Below are 19651 nucleotides of genomic sequence, written 5' to 3' on the forward strand. Positions count from 1 at the left end.
CCGGCAGACGGGGTCAGATCCCTTTCGCATCGCGAAAGGGCTCTGACCCCGCTAGCGAACCGGCCAACCGTCGCTGCGACCGCAATGCTCGCCGGATCGCCACCACATCCGCGGCAGGAATTCCCTCCTCGATGAACGCCGCATAGCGCCTGCGCCGTTCATCCAGATCCAGGGCAATCAGTTCGAATGCCGAATGCGGCTTGAGCAGCGCATTCGGCCTGCCGTGCGCATTCGCCCGATAGCTCGACCAGCGATAGTCCCCTGGGCGCGCCACCCTTCCCGCACGGACAGGGTTGAGCTCGATGTAGCGCTGGCAGGCCAGCAGATAGCGATCCGTATCGACCAGCGTCGAGTAGAAACGCCCCTCCCACAGGGTTCCCGTGCGGCCCTGCCGATCATTCACCCGCCGCACGTAGGTCCGGCTCACGGCCTGCATCATCCGTGACAGCCCGCCGGAGACATCAGGCGTCACCAGCAGATGAACGTGATTGTCCATCAGCACGTACGCGTGGACCCGGCAGTGCTGCTGGTCCGCGTGCTGGCACAGCAGGCGCAGGTAGGCCACACGGTCGCCATCGGTGAAAAACACGGGCTGGCGATTGTTGCCACGTTGAACGACATGTTGCGGGTGACCGGGCGCATCGATGCGTGGTGGCCTTGGCATGGGCTTCTCCTGGGAACAGGGGTCAGAGCCCTTCGCTGCGCCAAGGGATCTGACCCCGAGCATCTGCCGATTCCGGGCCCGCGCCAGTCGGTCCATGGCCTGCCGTTGAGTCAGTAGATACCGGGGTCAGATCCCTTTCGCGTTGCGAAAGGGATCTGACCCCACTCCCCCATTTGCGCCCGCCCACTGCCCACCTAGAATGCCCCCATGAGCACCCTGACCTTCCGCGCCGCCACGCCGGCCGACATCCCCGCCCTGATCGCCCTCGTCACCTCGGCCTACCGTGGCGACGCCAGCCGCGTGGGCTGGACTACCGAAGCCGACCTGCTGGATGGCGCCCGCATCGACGCCGAAGGCATCCAGGCCGACCTGGACCGCCCCCGCTCCACCATCCTGCTGGCCGAGCGCGAAGGCGTTCTTGTGGCCTGCGCCCACGTTGCCGACGTTGAGGGCAAGGGCTACTTCGGCATGTTCTCGGTCGACCCCGCACAGCAGGGCGGCGGCGTCGGCAAGCAGCTGATGGACGCCGCCGAAGCCCACGCCGCACGCGAATGGAACGTGCCGGTGATGCAGATGACGGTGATCGACGTACGCGACGAACTGATCGCCTTCTACGAGCGTCGTGGCTACCAGCGGACCGGCATCAAGAAACCCTTCCCATATGGCGACGAACGCTTCGGCATCCCCAAGCGTGACGACCTGCGCTTCGAGATCCTGGAAAAACCGCTGGCCGGAGCGGCCGCGTGAGCGATACCTGGACCTTCGTGTGCGCCAGCAACGAGCTGCTGCCCGGTGAAATGAAGAGCGTGTTCGACGAGGTGACCGGCACCCCGATCGTGGTGTTCAACCTCGACGGCGAGCTGTACGCGCTGGAAGACCAGTGCACGCACGAGGAATTCGAGCTGTCCTCGGGCGAGTTCAACACCGCCGAAGGCAGCGTGGAGTGCGTGCTGCACGGCGCGCGCTTCGACGTACGCGATGGCCGCGCCCTGTGCGCACCGGCCTATACCCCGGTGCCCAAGTTCCCGGTGAAGCGCGAACACGACGCCGTCTGGACGCGCGACGACCGGGATTGAGGCGGCGCCCCGACCTGGGGGTACCCTCCCTGGGCTGGATCTGCAGGAGGCCCCGCAAGGGCCTTCGCAGGGCGTTCCCCGGCCGCCCCGGCGTCCCGCAGCACCCCGTACATGCGAATCATTATCGTTGATGTTATTCTACGTAACATCTTCGTAACGACTTCGCCCTCGCGCCATGGCATCGCCCGCGCCCACTGCCACGTTGTGCCAGCTCGCCCGCCAGGGGTGGCCACTGGCCGTGGCCGTGCTGCTGACGCTGCTGCTGGGCTGGTCGGCGCTGCACGAAGGACGCAGCAACGCCCCGACTACCCAAGGGTGGCAGGCACATGCCGAAGGGTTGCGCCAGGTCATGCCATTGCCGGCGCCGTCGGCAGACGAATGCCCGCAACATGCTGCACCTGCACCGGAGCCGCCGCTTGAGGGTGAGGGCAACACGCCCTGCACCGGAGTGGCACCCCTGCGCGCGCCCCTGGTCGCACATATCCCGCTATGGCGCTCCGATGCCCTGCGCCGGCAACTGCACGATCCCGCACTGCGCTTGAACCCCGGCCACGCACCGCCCGCACCGCACGCCAGCTGAGGCGCCCTGCGGCTGTTGCCGTGCGCCTGAAGTCGTTCGCCGCATCGCCGGGCATCAGCTCGGCTCTACAGAAGACGCTCCCTCCCTGTCGTCGCGCTGTCTGCGCTTCGGCCTTCGCCGTTTCCCGATCCACGCCACTACCCAAAGCCATGACCCACATCACGTCCCGCAAGCACGCCCCGCGCGTTTCCCTGCTCGCCACCGCCACCCTGGCCGCAGGCTTCGCGCCGCTGGCCGCGCAGGCTGCCGACAGCGCTGATGCCGCATCCAGCAAGGCCACCGACCTGGACAAGGTGCAGGTGCGCGGCAGCTGGTTCAATCCGTCCTCGCCGAAGTTCACCGCCGAACTGCTGGACACCCCCAAGTCAGTGTCGATCGTGTCGGAGAAGCTGATCGCCGAAACCGGTGCGACCAACCTGCAGGATGCGCTGCGCATGGTGCCGGGCATCACCTTCGGTGCCGGCGAAGGCGGCAACCCGACCGGCGACCGCCCCTTCATCCGTGGCTTCGATTCGCAGAGCAACGTCTTCGTCGACGGCCTGCGCGACGTCGGCTCGCAGACCCGCGAGATCTTCGACCTGGAGCAGGTGGAAGTGGTCAAGGGCCCGAGCTCGGCCTACGGCGGCCGTGACTCCGGTGGTGGCAGCCTGAATCTGGTGAGCAAGACGCCGAAGCTGAAGAACGAGACCAGCGCCAGCATGGGCATCGGTACCGACAGCTACGCACGCGGCACCATGGATGCCAACTACGTGCTGGGCGATGGCATCGCCGCCCGCCTGAACCTGATGAAGCACGAGTCGGACATCCCCGGCCGTGACGCTGCCAATGTCAGCCGCTGGGGCATCGCACCGTCGATCGCGTTCGGCCTGAACGGCCCGGCGCAGCTGATCGCCAGCCACTACCACATGCAGAGCGATGACCTGCCGGACGCCGGTGGTTTCCCCTACGGCAACCCGAACGGTGCGCCGGCCTCGAAGTGGGTCGACGGCCGCCCGATGGTGCCGGACCGCAACAACTACTACGGCCTGGTCGACCGTGACTTCCAGCGCACCCGTGCCGACATCAGCACCCTGGATGCCAGCTACGATTTCGGCGGCCACAAGCTGCGCAACATCGCGCGCCTGGGCAACACCAGCAACGATTACCTGTGGACCCAGCCGGACGACAGCCAGGGCAACCCGAACAACTACGGCACCCTGTGGCGCCGTACCAACGCCCGCGCCGTCGACGTCAAGAGCTTCGCCGACCAGCTGGGCCTGACCGGTGCCTTCCAGACCGGCGCGCTCAAGCACAGCTACAGCGCTGGCGTCGAATACAGCGACGAGAAGATGACCCGCGGCAGCTACCTGATGACGCCGGGCACCAGCAACCCGCTCACCGGCAACAGCAAGTGCCCGACCACCGGCGCGGCCACCGGTTACAACTGCACCGATTTCGCCAATCCGGATCCGCGCGATCCGTGGGCAGCCACCCATTCGGTGTACCGCAGCGACAAGGCACTGGACGTCGAGCAGCGCACCAGGACCACCTCCGCCTACGTGTTCGACACCATCGAGCTCAATGAGCAGTGGATGATCAACCTCGGCCTGCGCTACGACGACTTCCGCACCACCCTGACCACCCCGGTGGCCGGCAAGGCACCGACCCGCGTGCGCAACAGCAACGACTTCCTGAACTACCAGGCCGGTGTGGTGTTCAAGCCGGCCGCCAACGGCAGCATCTACCTGTCGTGGGGCACCTCCTCGACCCCGCCGGGCATGGACGGTGGTGACGGTTCGGACGGCCTGAGCGCCGCCGTGGCCGACCTCAAGCCGCAGGACACCAGGAACCTCGAACTGGGCACCAAGTGGGACCTGTTCGACCAGCGCCTGAACCTGACCGCAGCGATCTTCCACACCGTGATGAACAACGCACGCGTGACGGTCGACAACGGCACCAGCCAGAACGCCGGCAAGAAGGAGATCAACGGCTTCGAACTGGGCTTCACCGGCCAGCTGACCGACGCCTGGAGCCTGTACGGCGGCTACACCTACCTGGACTCGGAACTGAAGGACAACGGTTTCGTCTGTGGCGCACCGGTGGGCCGCACCTGCCCGTCCAACGTGTACGTGCCGTCGCCATACAACGGCAACGTGTTCCCGAACACTACCAAGCACAGCGCCAACCTGTGGACCACCTACCGCTTCCCGATCGGCCTGACCATCGGCGCCGGCGCGTTCTACTCGGACAAGCAGTACGGTGATGTCGCCAACACCAAGTGGATCCCGAGCTACACCCGCTTCGACGCGATGGCCAGCTACGCGATCCAGGACAACATCAGCCTGCAGCTCAACGTGCAGAACCTGACCGACAAGACCTACTTCACCAAGGCCTATGCCTCGCACTACGCGAGCATCGCCCCGGGTCGCTCGGCCACTCTGGCACTGAACGTCAAGTTCTGATGTAACCGCGCTCCACCACGGCGGCAGGCGCTCCTGCCGCCGTTTTTGTTTCCGGCGATACTCACCCCATGGCACCCCGTACCCCCATCGACAGCGACGCCCTGGCCGAGCTGCTCCAGCACGATCCACAGGCTGCGTTCGCACGCGTGCGCGACGCCGCACAGGCCGGGCAGGTCGATGCACAACTGCTGCTCGCGCAGATGCACATGGAAGGTAAAGGCACCGCGCAGGACGCCTCGGCTGCGCTGCTCTGGTACGAAACCGCCGCCAACAACGGCGCGCCGATGGCGATGAACATGCTCGGCCGCTGCCATGAGCTGGGCCAGGGCACCACGCCCGATCCCACGCTGGCCGCGGTGTGGTACCGGCGCGCGGCCGACACCGGGCTGGACTGGGGCCTGTACAACCTGGCCAACCTGCTGGCCACCGGCCGCGGCGTGCCCCAGGACCGCGCGCAGGCACTGGCCCTGTACACCCGTGCCGCGCACCTGGGCCATGCCAAATCGATGAACCTGCTGGCCCGGCATCTCGAAGACGGGCTGGATACCGCGGCTGATCCGCAGGCGGCGCTCGCCTGGTACCAGCGCGCGGCCGAGGCCGGTGATTTCCGCGGCCAGGCCAACTACGCCTCGATCCTGCTGCAGGCCGGCCAGGTCGAGCAGGCCGTGCACTGGCTGCGGCTCGCCCTGGCGCACGGCAGTCCGGCGTTCATGGCGCACATCGTGCCGGAACTGGCCGCGTCGCCGCATCCCCAGGTGCGCGCCCTGATCGCACCGCCGTCCCTCTGAGGAGTCCCGCATGCTGCTGCACATCCCCGACATTCTCAGCGCCGACCAGGTCGCCGGCTTCCGGCGCCGCCTCGACGACACCGATTGGACCGATGGCCGCGAAACCGTGGGGCATCTGGGCGCACAGGCCAAGCACAACCAGCAGCTGCCCGAGGCTTCCCCGCTGCGCCGCGAACTGGGCGAGATCATCCTCGTCGCGCTGGCCCGGCACCCGCTGTTCTTCAGCGCCGCGCTGCCGCTGAAGTACCTGCCGCCGCGCTTCAACCGCTACAGCGGTGGCGGCGCCTATGGCTACCATGTCGATGGTGCGGTGATGAACCTGGCCAATGGCGAGCAGCTGCGCTCGGACATCTCCTGCACCCTGTTCCTGTCCGCGCCCGAGGAGTACGAAGGCGGCGAGCTGATCATCAGCGACACCTACGGCGAGCACGAAGTGAAGCTGCCGGCCGGCGACCTGGTCGTGTACCCGTCCAGCAGCCTGCACCAGGTGCGGCCGGTTACCCGTGGCGCACGCGTGGCTTCTTTCTTCTGGGTGCAGAGCATGATCCGCGACGACGTGCAGCGCCGCCTGTTGTGGGAAATGGATGGCTCGATCGAGCGCCTGCGGCAGACCGGCGGCGACGCCGAGGCGATCCTGCAGCTGACCGGCGTGTACCACAACCTTTTGCGGCGCTGGAGCGAAGTCTGAGCCTTGCCGGGCCGGCCTGCGGCATTTTGGCAATCATTCTCATTTGCAACAGCTAACGGCTCTCATTACAATCACGCCCCGTTGATGCCGGCCGCTGCCGGCAGACCCCTGGGGACCCCTGCTTGCTGCGTCCGCTTCGCCCTCGCCCACTCATCCATCGCAAGATGGGCACCGCCATGCGCGGCCAGCGTCCGGCGCTGGCCAGCCTGCTGGCATGGGTGGCGATGCTGGCGTTGCTGCTGGGCACCCTGCCACTGCTGCCACAGGCCCAGGCCGGAATGGCCATGCAGATGCCGCTGGAAGAGCGCGGTGGCGAAAGCCCCCTGCAGGAAGAGGCGCCGGCCAAGCTGCGCCGCTGTGCCGCCACCCCGGTGAAAGCGGCCGAGCAGGCACACCCGCCGTTGCTGCTGGCCAGCCACTGGCTGCGCACTGAACTCGAACTCGTACCCGCCACGCCGGCCATGCCCGGCGTGCGCCCGGACTGGCCGCTGGCCGCTCCGGACACGCCCTGGGCCGATGCGCCCGGGCGCCGCCAGCAACGCGGCCAGGCGCCGCCGCTCGCCTGATCCACGGCCTGGCGTGACCGCCTGCGCGGTCGCGCCTGCACGCCGCTGTCTGCTTCATCCCTGCCGCCCCTGACCGGGCCTTCCGTGCCTGCCGCGCCCTTCGCGCACGGCATCGCGCCACCCTGCATCCTTCGAGGTAACTGCCATGGCCCAGCGCCATCGTGTCCGTTCGTCCCTGTCCCGTACCCTGCTGACCAGCGCCGTGCTGGCGGCTTTCGCCAGCCCCGCCTTCGCCCACGGTGACGCCGCCGGCGCACCGCAGACGCTGGACAAGGTGGTGGTCACTGCCTCCGGCTTCGAACAGAAGGTGATCGATGCCCCGGCCAGCATCAGCGTGGTCAGCCGCGAGGAACTGAGCAAGCGCCCCTATACCAGCCTGGTCGACGCGCTGCGCGACGTCGAAGGCATCGACGTGGGCCTGGAAGCGACCGACAAGAACGGCCGCGCCACCGTGTCGATGCGCGGCCTGCCGTCCGAGTACACCCTGGTGCTGATCGACGGCCGCCGCCAGAGCAATGTCGGCCAGATCTATCCGAACAACTTCGGTGGCGGCCAGTTCGCCTACCTGCCGCCGCTGGAGGCGATCGAACGCATCGAAGTCGTGCGCGGGCCGATGTCCACGCTGTACGGCTCGGACGCGATGGGCGGCGTCATCAACATCATCACCCGCCGCAACCAGGACAGCTGGCACGGCTCGGTCAGCCAGAGCTTCACCGTGCAGCAGGACGACCAGTTCGGCGATGCGCGCACCACCGACCTCTACCTCAGCGGCCCACTGCTGAAGGATCGCCTCAGCCTGGCACTACGCGGCAGCTACTACGATGCCAAGGCATCCAACCCGGAATGGGATGCATTGTCCCTGCCCGACGGCAGCCTGTGGGAGCGCAGCATCGGCTTCGGCGGTGGCGGCAAATCGGTCGCCAACACCAACTGGAATACCGGGGTGCGCCTGGACTTCCATGTCAACGATGACCACGAACTGTGGCTGGACTACGACGTGTCTCGGCAGAAGTACGACAACCGCGAAGGCCAGACCGGCACCCTCGACAGCCTGGCCAGCCTGTGGCGCGTCGGCAATGCGGTGATCCCCAACCCGAACGGCAGCGGCACCGTCACCCGCCGTGTGGTGCAGCCGCGCGTGGGCTACACCGCCTACCAGCGCTACGAGCGCGATCAGCTATCGTTGACCCACCAGGGCCGCTACAGCTTCGGCACCTGGCAGACTTCGCTGACCCACAGCAAGAGCAGCAATCTCGGCCGTTCTCTGCCGCTGACCCTGGACGAGCGTGCCAACCTGCAGACGCTGTGGAATGACGTCTGCCGTCGCACCGGCGCTTCCAACAACTGCGCGGCCGGCCGTGGCAATGCGCTGGCCGCACTCCATCCCAGCGAGATGGCGCGCCTGCAGGCGTTCCTGCCGCGCCCGCTGCGCACCATGGAACTGGAAGGCTACGTGCTCGACACGATGCTCGACCTGGACTTCGGCGCACACAAGCTGACGGTGGGTGGCCAGTACAACAACACTGACATGGTCGATGGCGTGTTCGGCATGGATGGCGCCGGCTACCGCAGCAACGTCAAGCAGAAACACCGCATGTGGGCGCTGTTCGCCGAGGACAACTGGGCGCTGACCGACACCCTCACCGCCACCTTCGGCCTGCGCTACGACGACCACAACGTGTTCGGCAGCCACGTTAGTCCGCGTGGCTACCTGGTGTGGAACGCCAGCGATGCGTGGACCTTCAAGGGCGGCGTCAGCACCGGCTACAAGACCCCGCGACCGGACCAGCTGTTCCCGGGCATCACCGGCTTCGGTGGCCAGGGCGTGCTGCCGTTGGTGGGTTCGCCGAACCTAAAGCCTGAAACCAGCACCAACTACGAGCTGGCCGCCTACTACGAGGGCCAGCGCTGGGGCTTCAACGTCACCGGCTTCTTCAACACGTTCGAAGACAAGATCGCCAGCGGCGGCACCTTCCCCAACTGCGAAGTGGCGCGCGCCGGCAGCGGCTACTGCGTGGACATCGGCCCGGGTTGGGCGGCACTGGGCTACAGCACCTTCACCCAGAGCGTGAACATCGACAAGGCCGAGACCCGCGGTGCCGAACTGGCCGCGCATGTCGACCTGCTCGACACTCTGCAGCTGCGCGGCAACTACACCTGGACGAAGAGTGAGCAGACCAGTGGCGCACAGAAGGGGTTGCCGATCAGCGGCACCATGCCGGCAAGACACATGGCCAACGCCAGCCTCAACTGGCAGATCAATGAAGCGGTCAGCCTGTCGCTGATCGGTGAGGGCCGCTACGACCGCTACCGCGACACGCTGCTGGATGCCAACGGCGCCAGCCACACCCGCTACTACGAGGACTACACGATCTTCCATCTCGGTGGCAGCTGGAAGGCCACGCCCTGGCTGACGGTGAACGCGCGGGTCAACAACCTGCTCGACAAGGATTTCGTCTCGCAGTCGTGCCTGTTGATCAGCCAGAGCGAATTCAACTGCGTGGACGACTATGCGACCAAGGACCAGCGCCGCAGCTACTGGATTTCGCTGAACGCGAAGTTCTGATCGCCGCGCCCTGCTCCTGCTCCACGCATGGCGTGGATCTACCGATCGGTAGTGCCGGCCGCTGGCCGGCACCCCGGAATGCCTGCTCCGGGATACAGAACGACACGCAATTGCGAGCTATTCTCATCAATGATGTAATGGGCAGTCCCCGTCCGCTTCGAACCGTGCCGTGAGCCGTCCTGCCTCTTCCACCGTGCAGCAGCAACAGAACCGTGGCTTCTGGCTGCGGACGCTGCACCAGTGGCACTGGATCAGCTCCGCGGTTTGCCTGATCGGCATGCTGCTGTTCGCGGTGACCGGCCTGACTCTTAACCATGCCGCGAAGATCGAGGCCAAACCCCAGGTGCAGAACCAGCATCTGGAACTGCCGGCCGCGCTGCTGGGCCAGCTGGGCACGCACGAGGACGGCAACGCGCCGATTCCGCGCCCGGCCCGGCAATGGCTGGACACGCAGCTGGGCATCGCCATCGGTGGGCGCCCGGCCGAGTGGTCGGCCGAGGAGATCTATCTGTCGCTGCCGCGCCCCGGTGGCGACGCCTGGCTGAGCATCGACCGCGAAACCGGCGCGGTGGAGTACGAATCGACCTCGCGCGGCGTGGTCTCCTACCTCAATGACCTGCACAAGGGCCGCAACGCAGGCCCGGCGTGGGGATGGTTCCTGGACCTGTTCGCCGTGGCCTGCCTGGTGTTCTGCATCACCGGCCTGTTCCTGCTGCACCTGCATGCGCGGCAACGGCGCATGACCTGGCCGCTGGTCGGCCTCGGCCTGATGATCCCGCTGTTGATCGCCCTGCTGCTGATCCACTGACTTCCACCGTGAATTCCATCCGTTCCTCCGGAGCCGCCCCATGCGCGTCACCCTGACCATCGCCCTCAGCGGCCTGCTGGCCACCTCGCCGGCCTATGCCACCACCCTCGACATCAACGTCGAAGTGCCCAAGCTCAACGTGGCCGAGTACCACCGCCCGTATGTGGCGGTGTGGCTGGAAGGCGCCGACCAGAAGGTCGCGGCCAACCTGTCGGTCTGGTACCAGCAGACCAGCAACAGCGAGGGCCACGGCACCAAGTGGCTGCCCGACCTGCGCCAGTGGTGGCGCAAGAGTGGCCGTACCCTGCAGGTGCCGGTGGACGGCGTGACCGGCCCGACCCGCCCGGCCGGCAGGCACGCACTGTCGTTCAGCGACAGGCAGCCGGCACTGAAGCAGCTGGCCCCGGGCAACTACACCCTGGTGGTGGAGGCGGTGCGCGAAGTCGGCGGCCGCGAACTGCTGAAGATCCCCTTCACCTGGCCGGCCACCGCCGCGCAGAACGGCAAGGCGCAGGGCGCCACCGAACTGGGTCAGGTCACCCTGTCCGTCAAACCGTAATTGTCTGAGCCGGGGTCGGATCCCTTCCACAGGAAGGGCTCTGACCCCATCGCCACATCCCCGGGATCAGAGCCCTTTCCGTTGGAAAGGGATTCGACCCCTTCCAACTGGAGTCTTCCGCATGAAGCGCACGCTCGTCCTCGCCGCCGCCCTGGCCGCTGCCCTTCCCTTCTCCGCTCTGGCCCACAAGGCCTGGCTGCTGCCCTCGCAGACCGTGATCGCCGGCAACGCACCGTGGATCACCGTCGACGGTGCGGTCTCCAACGACCTGTTCTACTTCAACCACGTGCCGCTGCGACTGGAATCGCTGGTGATCACCGCGCCGGACGGCAGCACCGTGCAGCCGCAGAACGCGACCACCGGCAAGTACCGCAGCGTGTTCGACATCGAACTGAAGCAGGCGGGCACCTACCGCATCGCGTCGGTCAATGACGGCCTGTTCGCCACCTACGAGCAGAACGGCGAGCGCAAGCGCTGGCGCGGCAGCGTGGCGACCCTTGGCGAACTGCCCAAGGACGCGAAGAAGCTGGAACTGAGCCAGTCGGTGGGCCGCGTGGAGACCTTCGTCACCAACGGTGCGCCGAACGACACCGCGCTGAAGCCGACCAACCGGGGGATCGAGCTGGTCGCTGTTGGCCACCCGAACGACCTGTTCGCCGGCGAAGAAGCCACCTTCCGCGTGCTGGTCGATGGCAAGCCGACCGCCGGCCTGGAGTTCGAGATCGTGCGGGGTGCCACCCGCTACCGCAACGCACAGGACGAACTGAAGCTCACCAGCGACGCCAGGGGCGAGATCAAGGTGACCTGGCCGGAAGCCGGCATGTACTGGCTGGAAACCGGCACCGAAGACAACAAGACCTCGGTGAAGCAGGCCGCCAAGCGCCGCCTGAGCTACGTCGCCACGCTGGAAGTGTTGCCGCAGTAATAGATGTGGACCGCGATGCCGGGCAGGCCCCGGCATCGTGCCTGCGGTAGACCACCATGACCGATCCCCAGCTCGACATCGCCCGCCTCGGCGGCACCACCATGGGCACCACGTGGAGCGTGTCGCTGGTCGCGCCGCGCCAGCGCGACCTGCATCCACTGCATGCCGGCATCCAGGCGCGGCTGGATGCGGTGGTGGCGCAGATGAGCACCTGGGAGCCCGGCTCGAACCTGAGTCGCTACAACCGCGCCAACGCGGGCCAATGGTGCGTGCTGCCGGCCGAGACCCGCCACGTTCTGGCCTGCGCACAGGCCATCGCTGCCGCCAGTGGCGGCGCCTTTGATCCCACCATCGGTCCGCTGGTTGCGCTGTGGGGCTTCGGTGCACACGCCGGCGAACGCCGCCAACCCGATGCCACCACCGTACAGGCCACGCGCGAGCGCTGCGGTTGGCGGCGCCTGCAGTGGCAGGGCGATGCGCTGCTACAACCGGGTGGACTGGAACTGGATCTCTCTGCGATCGCCAAGGGCTTCGGCGTCGATCACGTGGCTGCCTGGCTGCGAGGGCAAGGCATTGCGGCAGCGCTGATCGAGGTCGGCGGCGAGCTGGCCGGCTACGGCCGCAAACCGGATGGCCAGCCGTGGAGCGTGCTGGTGGAGTCCGCACCGGAAGAAGATGCGCGGACCGACACCCCGCCTCGCGTGCTGGCACTGGATGGCCGGGCGGTGGCCACCTCCGGCGATCGCTGGCACCAGTACCACGCCGATGGCGAGGCTTACAGCCACAGCCTCGATCCGGGTACTGGCAGGCCGGTGCGCCAGGTCGCTGCGGCAGTCACGGTGGTGGCCGGCGATGCGATGCACGCCGATGCCTGGGCAACCGCGCTGACCGTACTCGGTCGCGACCAGGGCATGGCGCTGGCCGAGCGCGAAGGCCTGGCGGCGCGCTACCTGCATCGCGCAGCGGATGGCCCACTCGAATTTCTCAGCAGCGCCTTCCAGCGCCTGCTCGACGAGCAAGGCGCATGAGCACCCGTCCGTCGCGCGCGTGGCTCGGCAACGCTCTGGTGCTGTTCCTGCTGGCAGTGATCGGCTGGGCGCTGCTGCGGCTGCATCTGGGCGAAGCCTGGTGGCAGGGCGCGCCACCGGCGCGGCAGTCGCAGATCGCGGTGCTCGCTACGGCGTTGTATGCGCTGGCCTGCGCCGCACTGTGGTGGCGTGGGCGACCGCGCGACCATGCTGCCTCTGGCGATGCCGCACCGATCCTGCTGGTCTGGTCCAGCCAGACCGGCTTCGCGCGCGAGCTGGCCGAACGCAGTGGCGAGGCATTGCGTGGTGCCGGCGTGCCGGTGCGCGTGCGCGGTCTGCATGAGGTCGACGCCGCCTTGCTGGCCGGCAGCCAGCGTGCATTGTTCATCGCCAGCACCACCGGTGAGGGCGATCCGCCTGACCACGCGCTGCCGTTCCTGCGCGATGTCATGGTCTCGCCGCCTTCACTGCAGCACCTGCACTACGGCGTGCTCGCGCTGGGCGACCGCAGCTACGGCCACTTCTGCGGATTCGGCCACCAGCTTGACCAATGGCTGCGGCAGCACGGCGCGCATGCGCTGTTCGATGTGATCGAGGTCGACAACGCCGATCCGGCAGCGCTGCGTCATTGGCAACAGCTGCTGGGACAACTCGGTGGTGGCGCCAGTGAAATGCCCGACTGGAGCCCGGCCGAATACCAGCCGTGGACGCTGCTGCAGCGCGAACATCTGAACCCGGGCAGCCCCGGCGGTCCAGTGTACTGGTTGCGCCTGCGGCCACCGGCCGGCGCAGATGTGCAGTGGCAGGCCGGCGACATCGCCGAGATCGGCCCGCAGCATGCGTCGCACACCGTGCGTGCCTGGCTGGACGCACAGCGCTTCGATGCGGACAGGGTGCTGGATGACGGGCAGACGTTGCTGGCACGCGTCGCGCACTCGCACCTGCCTTCATTGGTCCCCCCGGGCGATCTGCCCGCGCTGCTGGCGACCCTGCAGCCGCTGCCGCATCGCGAGTACTCCATCGCCTCAGTGATGGCCGACGGCGCGGTGGAGCTGCTGCTGCGTCGCCAGCTACGCGCCGATGGAACACCCGGCATCGGCAGCGGCTGGCTGTGCGACCACGCCGCACTTGGCGAACCGGTGCAACTGCGCCTGCGCCGCAACGACAATTTCCATGGCGTCGCCGCCGAGGTACCGCTGCTGCTGATCGGCAACGGCACCGGCATCGCCGGCCTGCGCGCACACCTGCACGAACGCGTACGCAGTGGCGCGCGCCGTACCTGGCTGCTGTTCGGCGAGCGCACCGCCGCGCATGACTTCCATTTCGGCGAAGAACTGCAGGCGATGCTGGCCGATGGCACGCTGGCGCGGCTGGATGCAGTGTTCAGCCGCGATGGCGGTGTGCATCGCTATGTGCAGGACCGCCTGCTGGCCGAAGCAGCAACACTGCGGCAGTGGGTGGATGAAGGCGCGACGATCCTGGTCTGTGGCAGCCTGCAGGGCATGGCCCCGGCGGTGGATGCGGTGATCGAGCAGGTGCTGGGGACTGCGGACAAGGAAGCGCTACTGCTGGCCGGTCGTTACCGGCGCGATGTGTATTGAGGTCGCCCCATCCACGCATGGCGTGGATCTACTGAACGGCGTGTCCAGGCAGGGTGGCAACCGCAGTGCAAGTAGATCCACGCCATGCGTGGATGGTACCCACCGGCGCCCAGGAATCATCCCGCCGCCGCACTGACCCGGATCGCCAGCAACTCGCCCCCGCCCTGCAACGCATGCCTTTGCCGTTCACCGGCCGCCAACCACGCGGTATCGCCAGCGTGCATCGGCGGCAGACCGCTGTCAGCTCCAAATTCGGCATGACCGGCCAACAGGTAAAGCGCCCAGGCCACGCCTGGTTCGCAGAAGAAGAACATGCTGCCCACCAGTGGCCGGTGCAGGAGTTCGGCCTGCAGCAGGTCGCGCTTCCACATCAGGTTGAAGTCGTGGGTGGTGCCGTCGACCAGTTCGCCGTGCAGCGTTTCCTCGCCCGCAAAGCGCACGCGCCCATGCGGCGGCAGGACTTCGGCCACGCGGCCATCCTCGAAGCGCAGGCGCACGCCATTGCCCTGCAGCAGCACCAGCTCGCGCTCCACGCCGGGAAACGCGGAGAACGCGGCGTCCAGCTCGATCTCGGCCACCGACAGGCGCAGCGCCCAGTCGTCGCCCTGCGCGGGCAGGCGCAGGATCTCGCGGGTCCAGCCCAGGCCGTTGCGCCAGCGTTCGCGGCGGTAGTCCAGGCGTGAGATGACCTGGCTCGGAGTGTGCAGCAGGGAGTCGACGTTCATCGGCGCATTGCATCACGCCGCGCGCCATCGTGCATCACCGCGTGGCGAGCGTGCCCTGGCCGCCGCACCCGCCGGCCAGCAGCTGCGAGTGTTTCAACCAGTCCTGGTCGGGGTAATAGGCGAACACCATCGTGCCGCCACGCAACGCATCGATCAGTGGCTTGGCCACCGACAGGCGCACCGCCGGGCAGCCCAGGCTGCGGCCCAGCCGCCCTTGCAGCTGCGCGGTGGCCGGGTTCACATACGGCGCGCCGTGGATGACGATCGCGCGATCACGCGCGCGGTCATTGAAGCCCGGCTCCAGCCCGGCCAGGCGCAGCGAATAGCCGTTGCCGCCCATGTAGGTCTCCTGCGCGGTGAACGCGCCGAGGCTGGACATGAAACTGCCATCGCGGTTGGAGAAGTGCTCGGTGCGGTTCTCGCCGCTGTTGCGGCCATGCGCCACCCATTCCTCGAACAGCAGGCGCTGGTGGGCCAGGTCGAACACCCACAGGCGCGGCTCGGTGGACGGTCGCGAGTAATCGATAACGCTCAGTCGGTCACCGTTGATGCCAAGCTCCGGCCGCTGCAACGCACAGCGCATGGCGCGCGCCGCCAGCTGCAACACGTGGCGGTCGGCCTTGGGCGCACTGCGCGACAGCAAGGCAGCCAGATCTTCGGCACTGGTGGCGAGGGCGGGCGTCTGTGCCAGCGCCGGGGCGCTGGCCGAGGTCGCCAGCAGGCCGAACGCGGCCAGCCGGCACAGGCGGGATGCAGTCATGGGCACAACGAAGGGACTCAGTTGCCCTTGAGGGTGGACCCTGGCGGCTCGGATTCCAAGACCGGCTGCATTCCGGATTCAGCCGGGCTTGGGCGGACCGCCGGCAGCGAGGTCACCAGCAGCGTCGTGCCTGGCACCAGCACCCGGTACAGCTGGCGGGCGAACTCGGCCGGCAGCGCCATCGGCAGCGAGGGCGTGGCCAGCAGGTCCGGCGTGGCCTGGGCGCGGTCCTGGCCCAGCAACGGGTAGGCCGTCCACTGGTGCAGGCGCTGGTTCGCGTCCAGCGGGCTGGGCGTATCGCTGAAACCCTGCCCCATCACGAACAGGGTGGTGCCCTGGAAGGCCGGCAGCGCGTCGGCCTTCAGCGGCGACTCGCCGATCATCACGCCATCGCGCAGCACGTACAGGCGCTGGTCGTGCAGGCTGACCAGGATGCCGACCTGCCCGGCCGGCGCCGCGCTGTCGTTCCACCAGGCCTGTGCCGGCGCCCCACCCTCCGTCTCCGGCAGGGCCTGGCCGCGTGCATTGACCGGTGCCAGCACCGACGGATAGGCCAGGGTCATCGGCGAGCTCTTGGCATCGGCCACCACGACGGTATCGCCGCGCTGGGTTTCGCTGAACAGCTTCTGCGCGAAGGCCTGCGGCAGGCGCACGCAGCCGTGCGAGGCCGGATGCCCGGGCAGGCTGCCGCCATGCAGGGCGATGCCGTCCCAGGTCAGCCGCTGCATGTACGGCATCGGCGCGCTGTTGTAGAGGTTGGACTTGTGGTCCTTGTCCTTCTGCAGGATGGTGAACACACCGGTCGGTGTCTCGTGCCCGGCCTTGCCCGAGCTGATCGTGGTCAGGCCGATGGCAATACCGTTGCGGTAGACGTAGGCACGCTGCTCATCGAGGCTGACCACCAGCACGATCGGGCCGGTCGGCGAGATTTCCGGATGCCACAGGTATTCGCCCGGTTTCAGGTCGGTCGGCCCGCGCACCTCGGCGGTGCCGGCAGTGGCAGCTGCGGGCTTGGCAGCCGGTGCCGGCGCAGCGGCATGGGCCCGCAGCGGCAGGGCCAGTGCAAGAGCGAGCATCAGAGTGGTTGGACGGTGCAGAAGCATCCAGCGGGGGTCCTTTCCATGCGGAGCCGCCACCGTACACCATCGGCCCGTGGTGGCCGCGGCAAAACCTGGCGCCGGAAATGAAACTGCCCGGCGACACAGCCATGTGTCGTACCGGGCAATCGTTACGTCCTTGTCGGCCTGCTGCCGCCCCCTCGCATCCTGCGCTGTGGGGGAAGCGTTGCGTCCTGCACGCGGCCGCGTCTGTCCTGTTTGTATCTCAGCCCCTTCCACAGGTCTGTGATGCCACCATCCTGGTGATTGGTGCCGCATCCTGCGGCGGTCGGTGGTCACGGCCGTCCTGTCCGTGACCGCTGAACCAGCCTCCTGCCGGTTCCGACGATTCCTGCTGTCAGCGCCTGGGTACGGTCCGCACCGGTACCGATCCGGGTACCGGATCCGCCGGCAACAACCTGTTGCCTACGGTGATCCGCTGTCGATTCCGTTCGACGATCGCTTTCCCTATCCCCTTCACCTGCGCCAGGTCCTCGACGCGATGAAACGGGCCGTGTCTGCGCCGGTGCTCGACGATCGCCTCGGCCTTGGCGGCTCCGACCATCGTCAATCCCTGCTGCAGCGCCTGGGCATCGGCGCGGTTGATGTCGATCGGTTCGGCGGCATGCGCCCCAGCGATCCCCACTACCAGCACCAGTGCCCTCAACACGACACTCCAAGGCACGACGTGTATCTCCCTGTGATTCTGGCCGCCCCGACCGGCAATCCCGTCGGCAGGAACAGTGTCCGTCACCACATGTGCACAGCCTATCGGTTTCCCGGATTTCCGTAAGCCAGCCAAATACCCGACGTGATGTAGGAAAAACCCTACCCGTGGCACAGGCGTAGAATGGCCGGATCAGCCCATGCAACCGGAGTTTCAGATGGACAGCGCCAAGCTCGGCCAATTCGTCAATGACAAGTGGGACAGCGAAATCGTCCCGCAGTTGGTCGACTACATCCGCATTCCCAACAAGTCGCCGATGTTCGACGCCAATTGGGTGCAGAACGGCTATATGGAACAGGCGGTCACCCTGATGGAGAACTGGGCCAGGGCCCAGCAGCTGCCCGGCCTGAAGGTTGAAGTGGTGCGCCTGGAAGGTCGCACGCCGCTGATCTTCCTGGAAATTCCAGCGACCGGCGCCGAAACCGGCGACGACACCATCCTGCTCTACGGCCATCTGGACAAGCAGCCGGAAATGACTGGCTGGGATGACGATCTCGGCCCGTGGACGCCGGTCCTTCGCGGCGACAAGCTGTATGGCCGCGGCGGTGCGGACGACGGCTACGCCATCTTCGGCTCGCTGGCCGCGGTGCTGGCGCTGCAGGCCCAGGGCCTGCCGCACGCCCGCTGCGTGGTGCTGATCGAGGCCTGCGAAGAGTCCGGCAGCTACGACCTGCCGGCCTACGTCGACCACCTGGCCGAGCGCATCGGCAAGCCCTCGCTGGTGGTCTGCCTGGATTCGGGCTGCGCCAACTACGACCAGCTGTGGTGCACCACCTCGCTGCGCGGCCTGACCGGCGGCAACTTCACCGTGAAGGTGCTCAACGAAGGCGTGCATTCCGGCGATGCCTCCGGCGTTGTGCCGTCCAGCTTCCGCCTGCTGCGCCAACTGCTGTCGCGCATCGAGGACCAGGACACCGGCCGTATCCTGATCGACGGCATGAACGTCGAAATCCCCGCCGAGCGCCAGGAACAGGCCAGGCGCGCTGCCGAAGTGGTCGATACCGAGATCTTCGAGAAGTTCCCCATGGTCGACGGCCTGCGTCCGATGAACGAGGACCTGACCGAGCTGGTGCTCAACCGCACCTGGCGCCCGGCGCTGTCGGTCACCGGCGTGGGCGGCATGCCGCCGCTGGAATCGGCCGGCAACGTGCTGCGCCCGCAGACCTCGGTGAAGCTGTCGCTGCGCCTGCCACCAACCGCCGATGGCAAGACCTGCGGCGAGCTGCTGAAGGAAGCGCTGCTGCGCGATCCGCCGAACGGCGCGCAGGTCACCCTGGACCTGGAAAAGGCCTCTACCGGCTGGAACGCCCCGGCGATGGCGCCGTGGCTGACCCAGGCCATCGACGACGCCAGCCAGGCCTTCTTCGGCAAGCCGGCGATGTACATGGGCGAAGGCGGCTCGATCCCGTTCATGGGCATGCTGGGCGAGAAGTTCCCGGGTGCGCAGTTCATGATCACCGGCGTGCTCGGCCCGCACTCCAATGCGCACGGCCCGAATGAGTTCCTGCACATCCCGATGGGCAAGAAGGTCACCGCCTGCGTGTCCAAGGTGATCAGCGAGCACTACGCCGCCAGCCTGCGTGGCGAGACCAGCGGTTCGCCGGTGGCTGCCGACAGCGGCACCCGCCACGGCGACCACGGCTGCTGCTGATCCGGCACCGGTGACGGACGCAGCCTGGCCTTGCTAGGCTGCGTCCACACTCAAGCGGAATCCGCGCGCATGAATGGTCTGTTCGGCAGCAGCAGCTGGTTGTACATCCTGCTGGTCGGCTTCTTCGTCGGCCTGCTCGGGCGTTTCTTCATGCCCGGCAACAACCGCATGGGCTGCCTGCTGACCATCGTGCTGGGCATCCTCGGTGCGCTGCTGGCCGGTTGGTTCGGCCAGTACATGGGCTGGTACGCCCCCGGCGAACCGGCCGGCTTCCTCGGTGCGGTGGTGGGCGCGGTGGCCGTGCTGGCCGTCCTGCGCCTGTTCAGCGGCCGCCGCTGACCCCGTCCCCCTTCCCTTCCTGTTCCCGACGTTGGCGCGCCCAGCGCCCCCGGATATGCCCG

At 67.5% G+C, this 19651-nt stretch carries 20 protein-coding genes; 15 read left to right on the top strand and 5 right to left on the bottom strand.

The features are described from left to right. Positions 1–13: 13 nt before the first annotated feature. On the bottom strand, positions 14–664 hold the full coding sequence (locus ACM0PB_RS10390) for a transposase (RefSeq protein WP_414604476.1): 651 nt from the start codon (positions 662–664) through the stop codon (positions 14–16). A 207-nt stretch (positions 665–871) separates the two neighbouring features. Here ACM0PB_RS10390 and ACM0PB_RS10395 point away from each other — a divergent pair, with 207 nt between their 5' ends. The 13 genes from ACM0PB_RS10395 (at position 872) to ACM0PB_RS10455 (ending at position 14290) form a co-directional block, all read left to right on the top strand. After that, positions 872–1411 (top strand): GNAT family N-acetyltransferase, encoded by a 540-nt coding sequence (locus ACM0PB_RS10395; protein WP_065177925.1) that lies wholly within the window; start codon positions 872–874, stop codon positions 1409–1411. Beyond that, complete coding sequence (locus ACM0PB_RS10400) at positions 1408–1740, top strand: non-heme iron oxygenase ferredoxin subunit (RefSeq protein ID WP_005415593.1); 333 nt, start codon at positions 1408–1410, stop codon at positions 1738–1740. The genes ACM0PB_RS10395 and ACM0PB_RS10400 overlap by 4 nt, the downstream gene beginning before the upstream one ends. A gap of 175 nt (positions 1741–1915) precedes the next feature. Beyond that, positions 1916–2320: a hypothetical protein gene (locus ACM0PB_RS10405; RefSeq protein ID WP_005415592.1), complete on the top strand. Its 405-nt coding sequence runs from the start codon at positions 1916–1918 to the stop codon at positions 2318–2320. A gap of 149 nt (positions 2321–2469) precedes the next feature. Next, positions 2470–4761, top strand: a complete 2292-nt coding sequence (locus ACM0PB_RS10410) for a TonB-dependent receptor (RefSeq protein ID WP_414604477.1) — start codon at positions 2470–2472, stop codon at positions 4759–4761. Positions 4762–4829: 68 nt separating this feature from the next. After that, the gene (locus tag ACM0PB_RS10415) at positions 4830–5549 is read left to right on the top strand and encodes a tetratricopeptide repeat protein (protein WP_005415590.1); all 720 of its coding nucleotides are present in this window, start codon (positions 4830–4832) and stop codon (positions 5547–5549) included. A gap of 10 nt (positions 5550–5559) precedes the next feature. Then, complete coding sequence (locus ACM0PB_RS10420) at positions 5560–6237, top strand: Fe2+-dependent dioxygenase (protein ID WP_065196583.1); 678 nt, start codon at positions 5560–5562, stop codon at positions 6235–6237. A gap of 164 nt (positions 6238–6401) precedes the next feature. Then, a complete protein-coding gene (locus ACM0PB_RS10425; protein WP_053496847.1) occupies positions 6402–6803 on the top strand; it encodes a hypothetical protein in 402 nt (133 codons plus the stop codon). Positions 6804–6948: 145 nt separating this feature from the next. After that, positions 6949–9369, top strand: coding sequence for a TonB-dependent receptor domain-containing protein (locus ACM0PB_RS10430; RefSeq protein ID WP_065196584.1), 2421 nt, complete (start codon positions 6949–6951; stop codon positions 9367–9369). Positions 9370–9538: 169 nt separating this feature from the next. Further along, positions 9539–10177 (top strand): PepSY-associated TM helix domain-containing protein, encoded by a 639-nt coding sequence (locus ACM0PB_RS10435; protein ID WP_414604478.1) that lies wholly within the window; start codon positions 9539–9541, stop codon positions 10175–10177. Between the two features lie 40 nt (positions 10178–10217). Beyond that, a complete protein-coding gene (locus ACM0PB_RS10440; protein ID WP_065177931.1) occupies positions 10218–10736 on the top strand; it encodes a DUF2271 domain-containing protein in 519 nt (172 codons plus the stop codon). Between the two features lie 121 nt (positions 10737–10857). Further along, positions 10858–11661 (top strand): DUF4198 domain-containing protein, encoded by an 804-nt coding sequence (locus ACM0PB_RS10445; RefSeq protein WP_188247969.1) that lies wholly within the window; start codon positions 10858–10860, stop codon positions 11659–11661. Between the two features lie 56 nt (positions 11662–11717). Beyond that, positions 11718–12689: an FAD:protein FMN transferase gene (locus ACM0PB_RS10450; protein ID WP_414604479.1), complete on the top strand. Its 972-nt coding sequence runs from the start codon at positions 11718–11720 to the stop codon at positions 12687–12689. Continuing rightward, positions 12686–14290, top strand: a complete 1605-nt coding sequence (locus ACM0PB_RS10455) for a sulfite reductase subunit alpha (RefSeq protein ID WP_065185836.1) — start codon at positions 12686–12688, stop codon at positions 14288–14290. Before ACM0PB_RS10450 ends, ACM0PB_RS10455 begins: the two co-directional genes overlap by 4 nt. 116 nt (positions 14291–14406) lie before the next feature. Here ACM0PB_RS10455 and ACM0PB_RS10460 read toward each other — a convergent pair whose 3' ends face one another. The 4 genes from ACM0PB_RS10460 to ACM0PB_RS10475 form a co-directional block, all read right to left on the bottom strand. Continuing rightward, positions 14407–15015: a HutD/Ves family protein gene (locus ACM0PB_RS10460; RefSeq protein WP_088496716.1), complete on the bottom strand. Its 609-nt coding sequence runs from the start codon at positions 15013–15015 to the stop codon at positions 14407–14409. Between the two features lie 34 nt (positions 15016–15049). Then, positions 15050–15775, bottom strand: coding sequence for a murein L,D-transpeptidase catalytic domain family protein (locus ACM0PB_RS10465; RefSeq protein ID WP_065185834.1), 726 nt, complete (start codon positions 15773–15775; stop codon positions 15050–15052). Between the two features lie 17 nt (positions 15776–15792). Beyond that, a complete protein-coding gene (locus ACM0PB_RS10470; RefSeq protein ID WP_414604480.1) occupies positions 15793–16878 on the bottom strand; it encodes a L,D-transpeptidase in 1086 nt (361 codons plus the stop codon). 352 nt (positions 16879–17230) lie between these two features. Continuing rightward, positions 17231–17557 (bottom strand): ComEA family DNA-binding protein, encoded by a 327-nt coding sequence (locus ACM0PB_RS10475; RefSeq protein WP_032953992.1) that lies wholly within the window; start codon positions 17555–17557, stop codon positions 17231–17233. Positions 17558–17756: 199 nt separating this feature from the next. Between ACM0PB_RS10475 and ACM0PB_RS10480 the strand changes: the two genes are divergently transcribed. Further along, the gene (locus ACM0PB_RS10480) at positions 17757–19250 is read left to right on the top strand and encodes a M20 family metallopeptidase (RefSeq protein ID WP_053496832.1); all 1494 of its coding nucleotides are present in this window, start codon (positions 17757–17759) and stop codon (positions 19248–19250) included. A 69-nt stretch (positions 19251–19319) separates the two neighbouring features. Beyond that, positions 19320–19589: a GlsB/YeaQ/YmgE family stress response membrane protein gene (locus tag ACM0PB_RS10485; protein WP_005415577.1), complete on the top strand. Its 270-nt coding sequence runs from the start codon at positions 19320–19322 to the stop codon at positions 19587–19589. Positions 19590–19651: the final 62 nt, after the last annotated feature.

Origin of the sequence: Stenotrophomonas sp. AR029 (assembly GCF_047520695.2) — a bacterium.
Classification (GTDB): Bacteria; Pseudomonadota; Gammaproteobacteria; order Xanthomonadales; family Xanthomonadaceae; genus Stenotrophomonas; species Stenotrophomonas sepilia.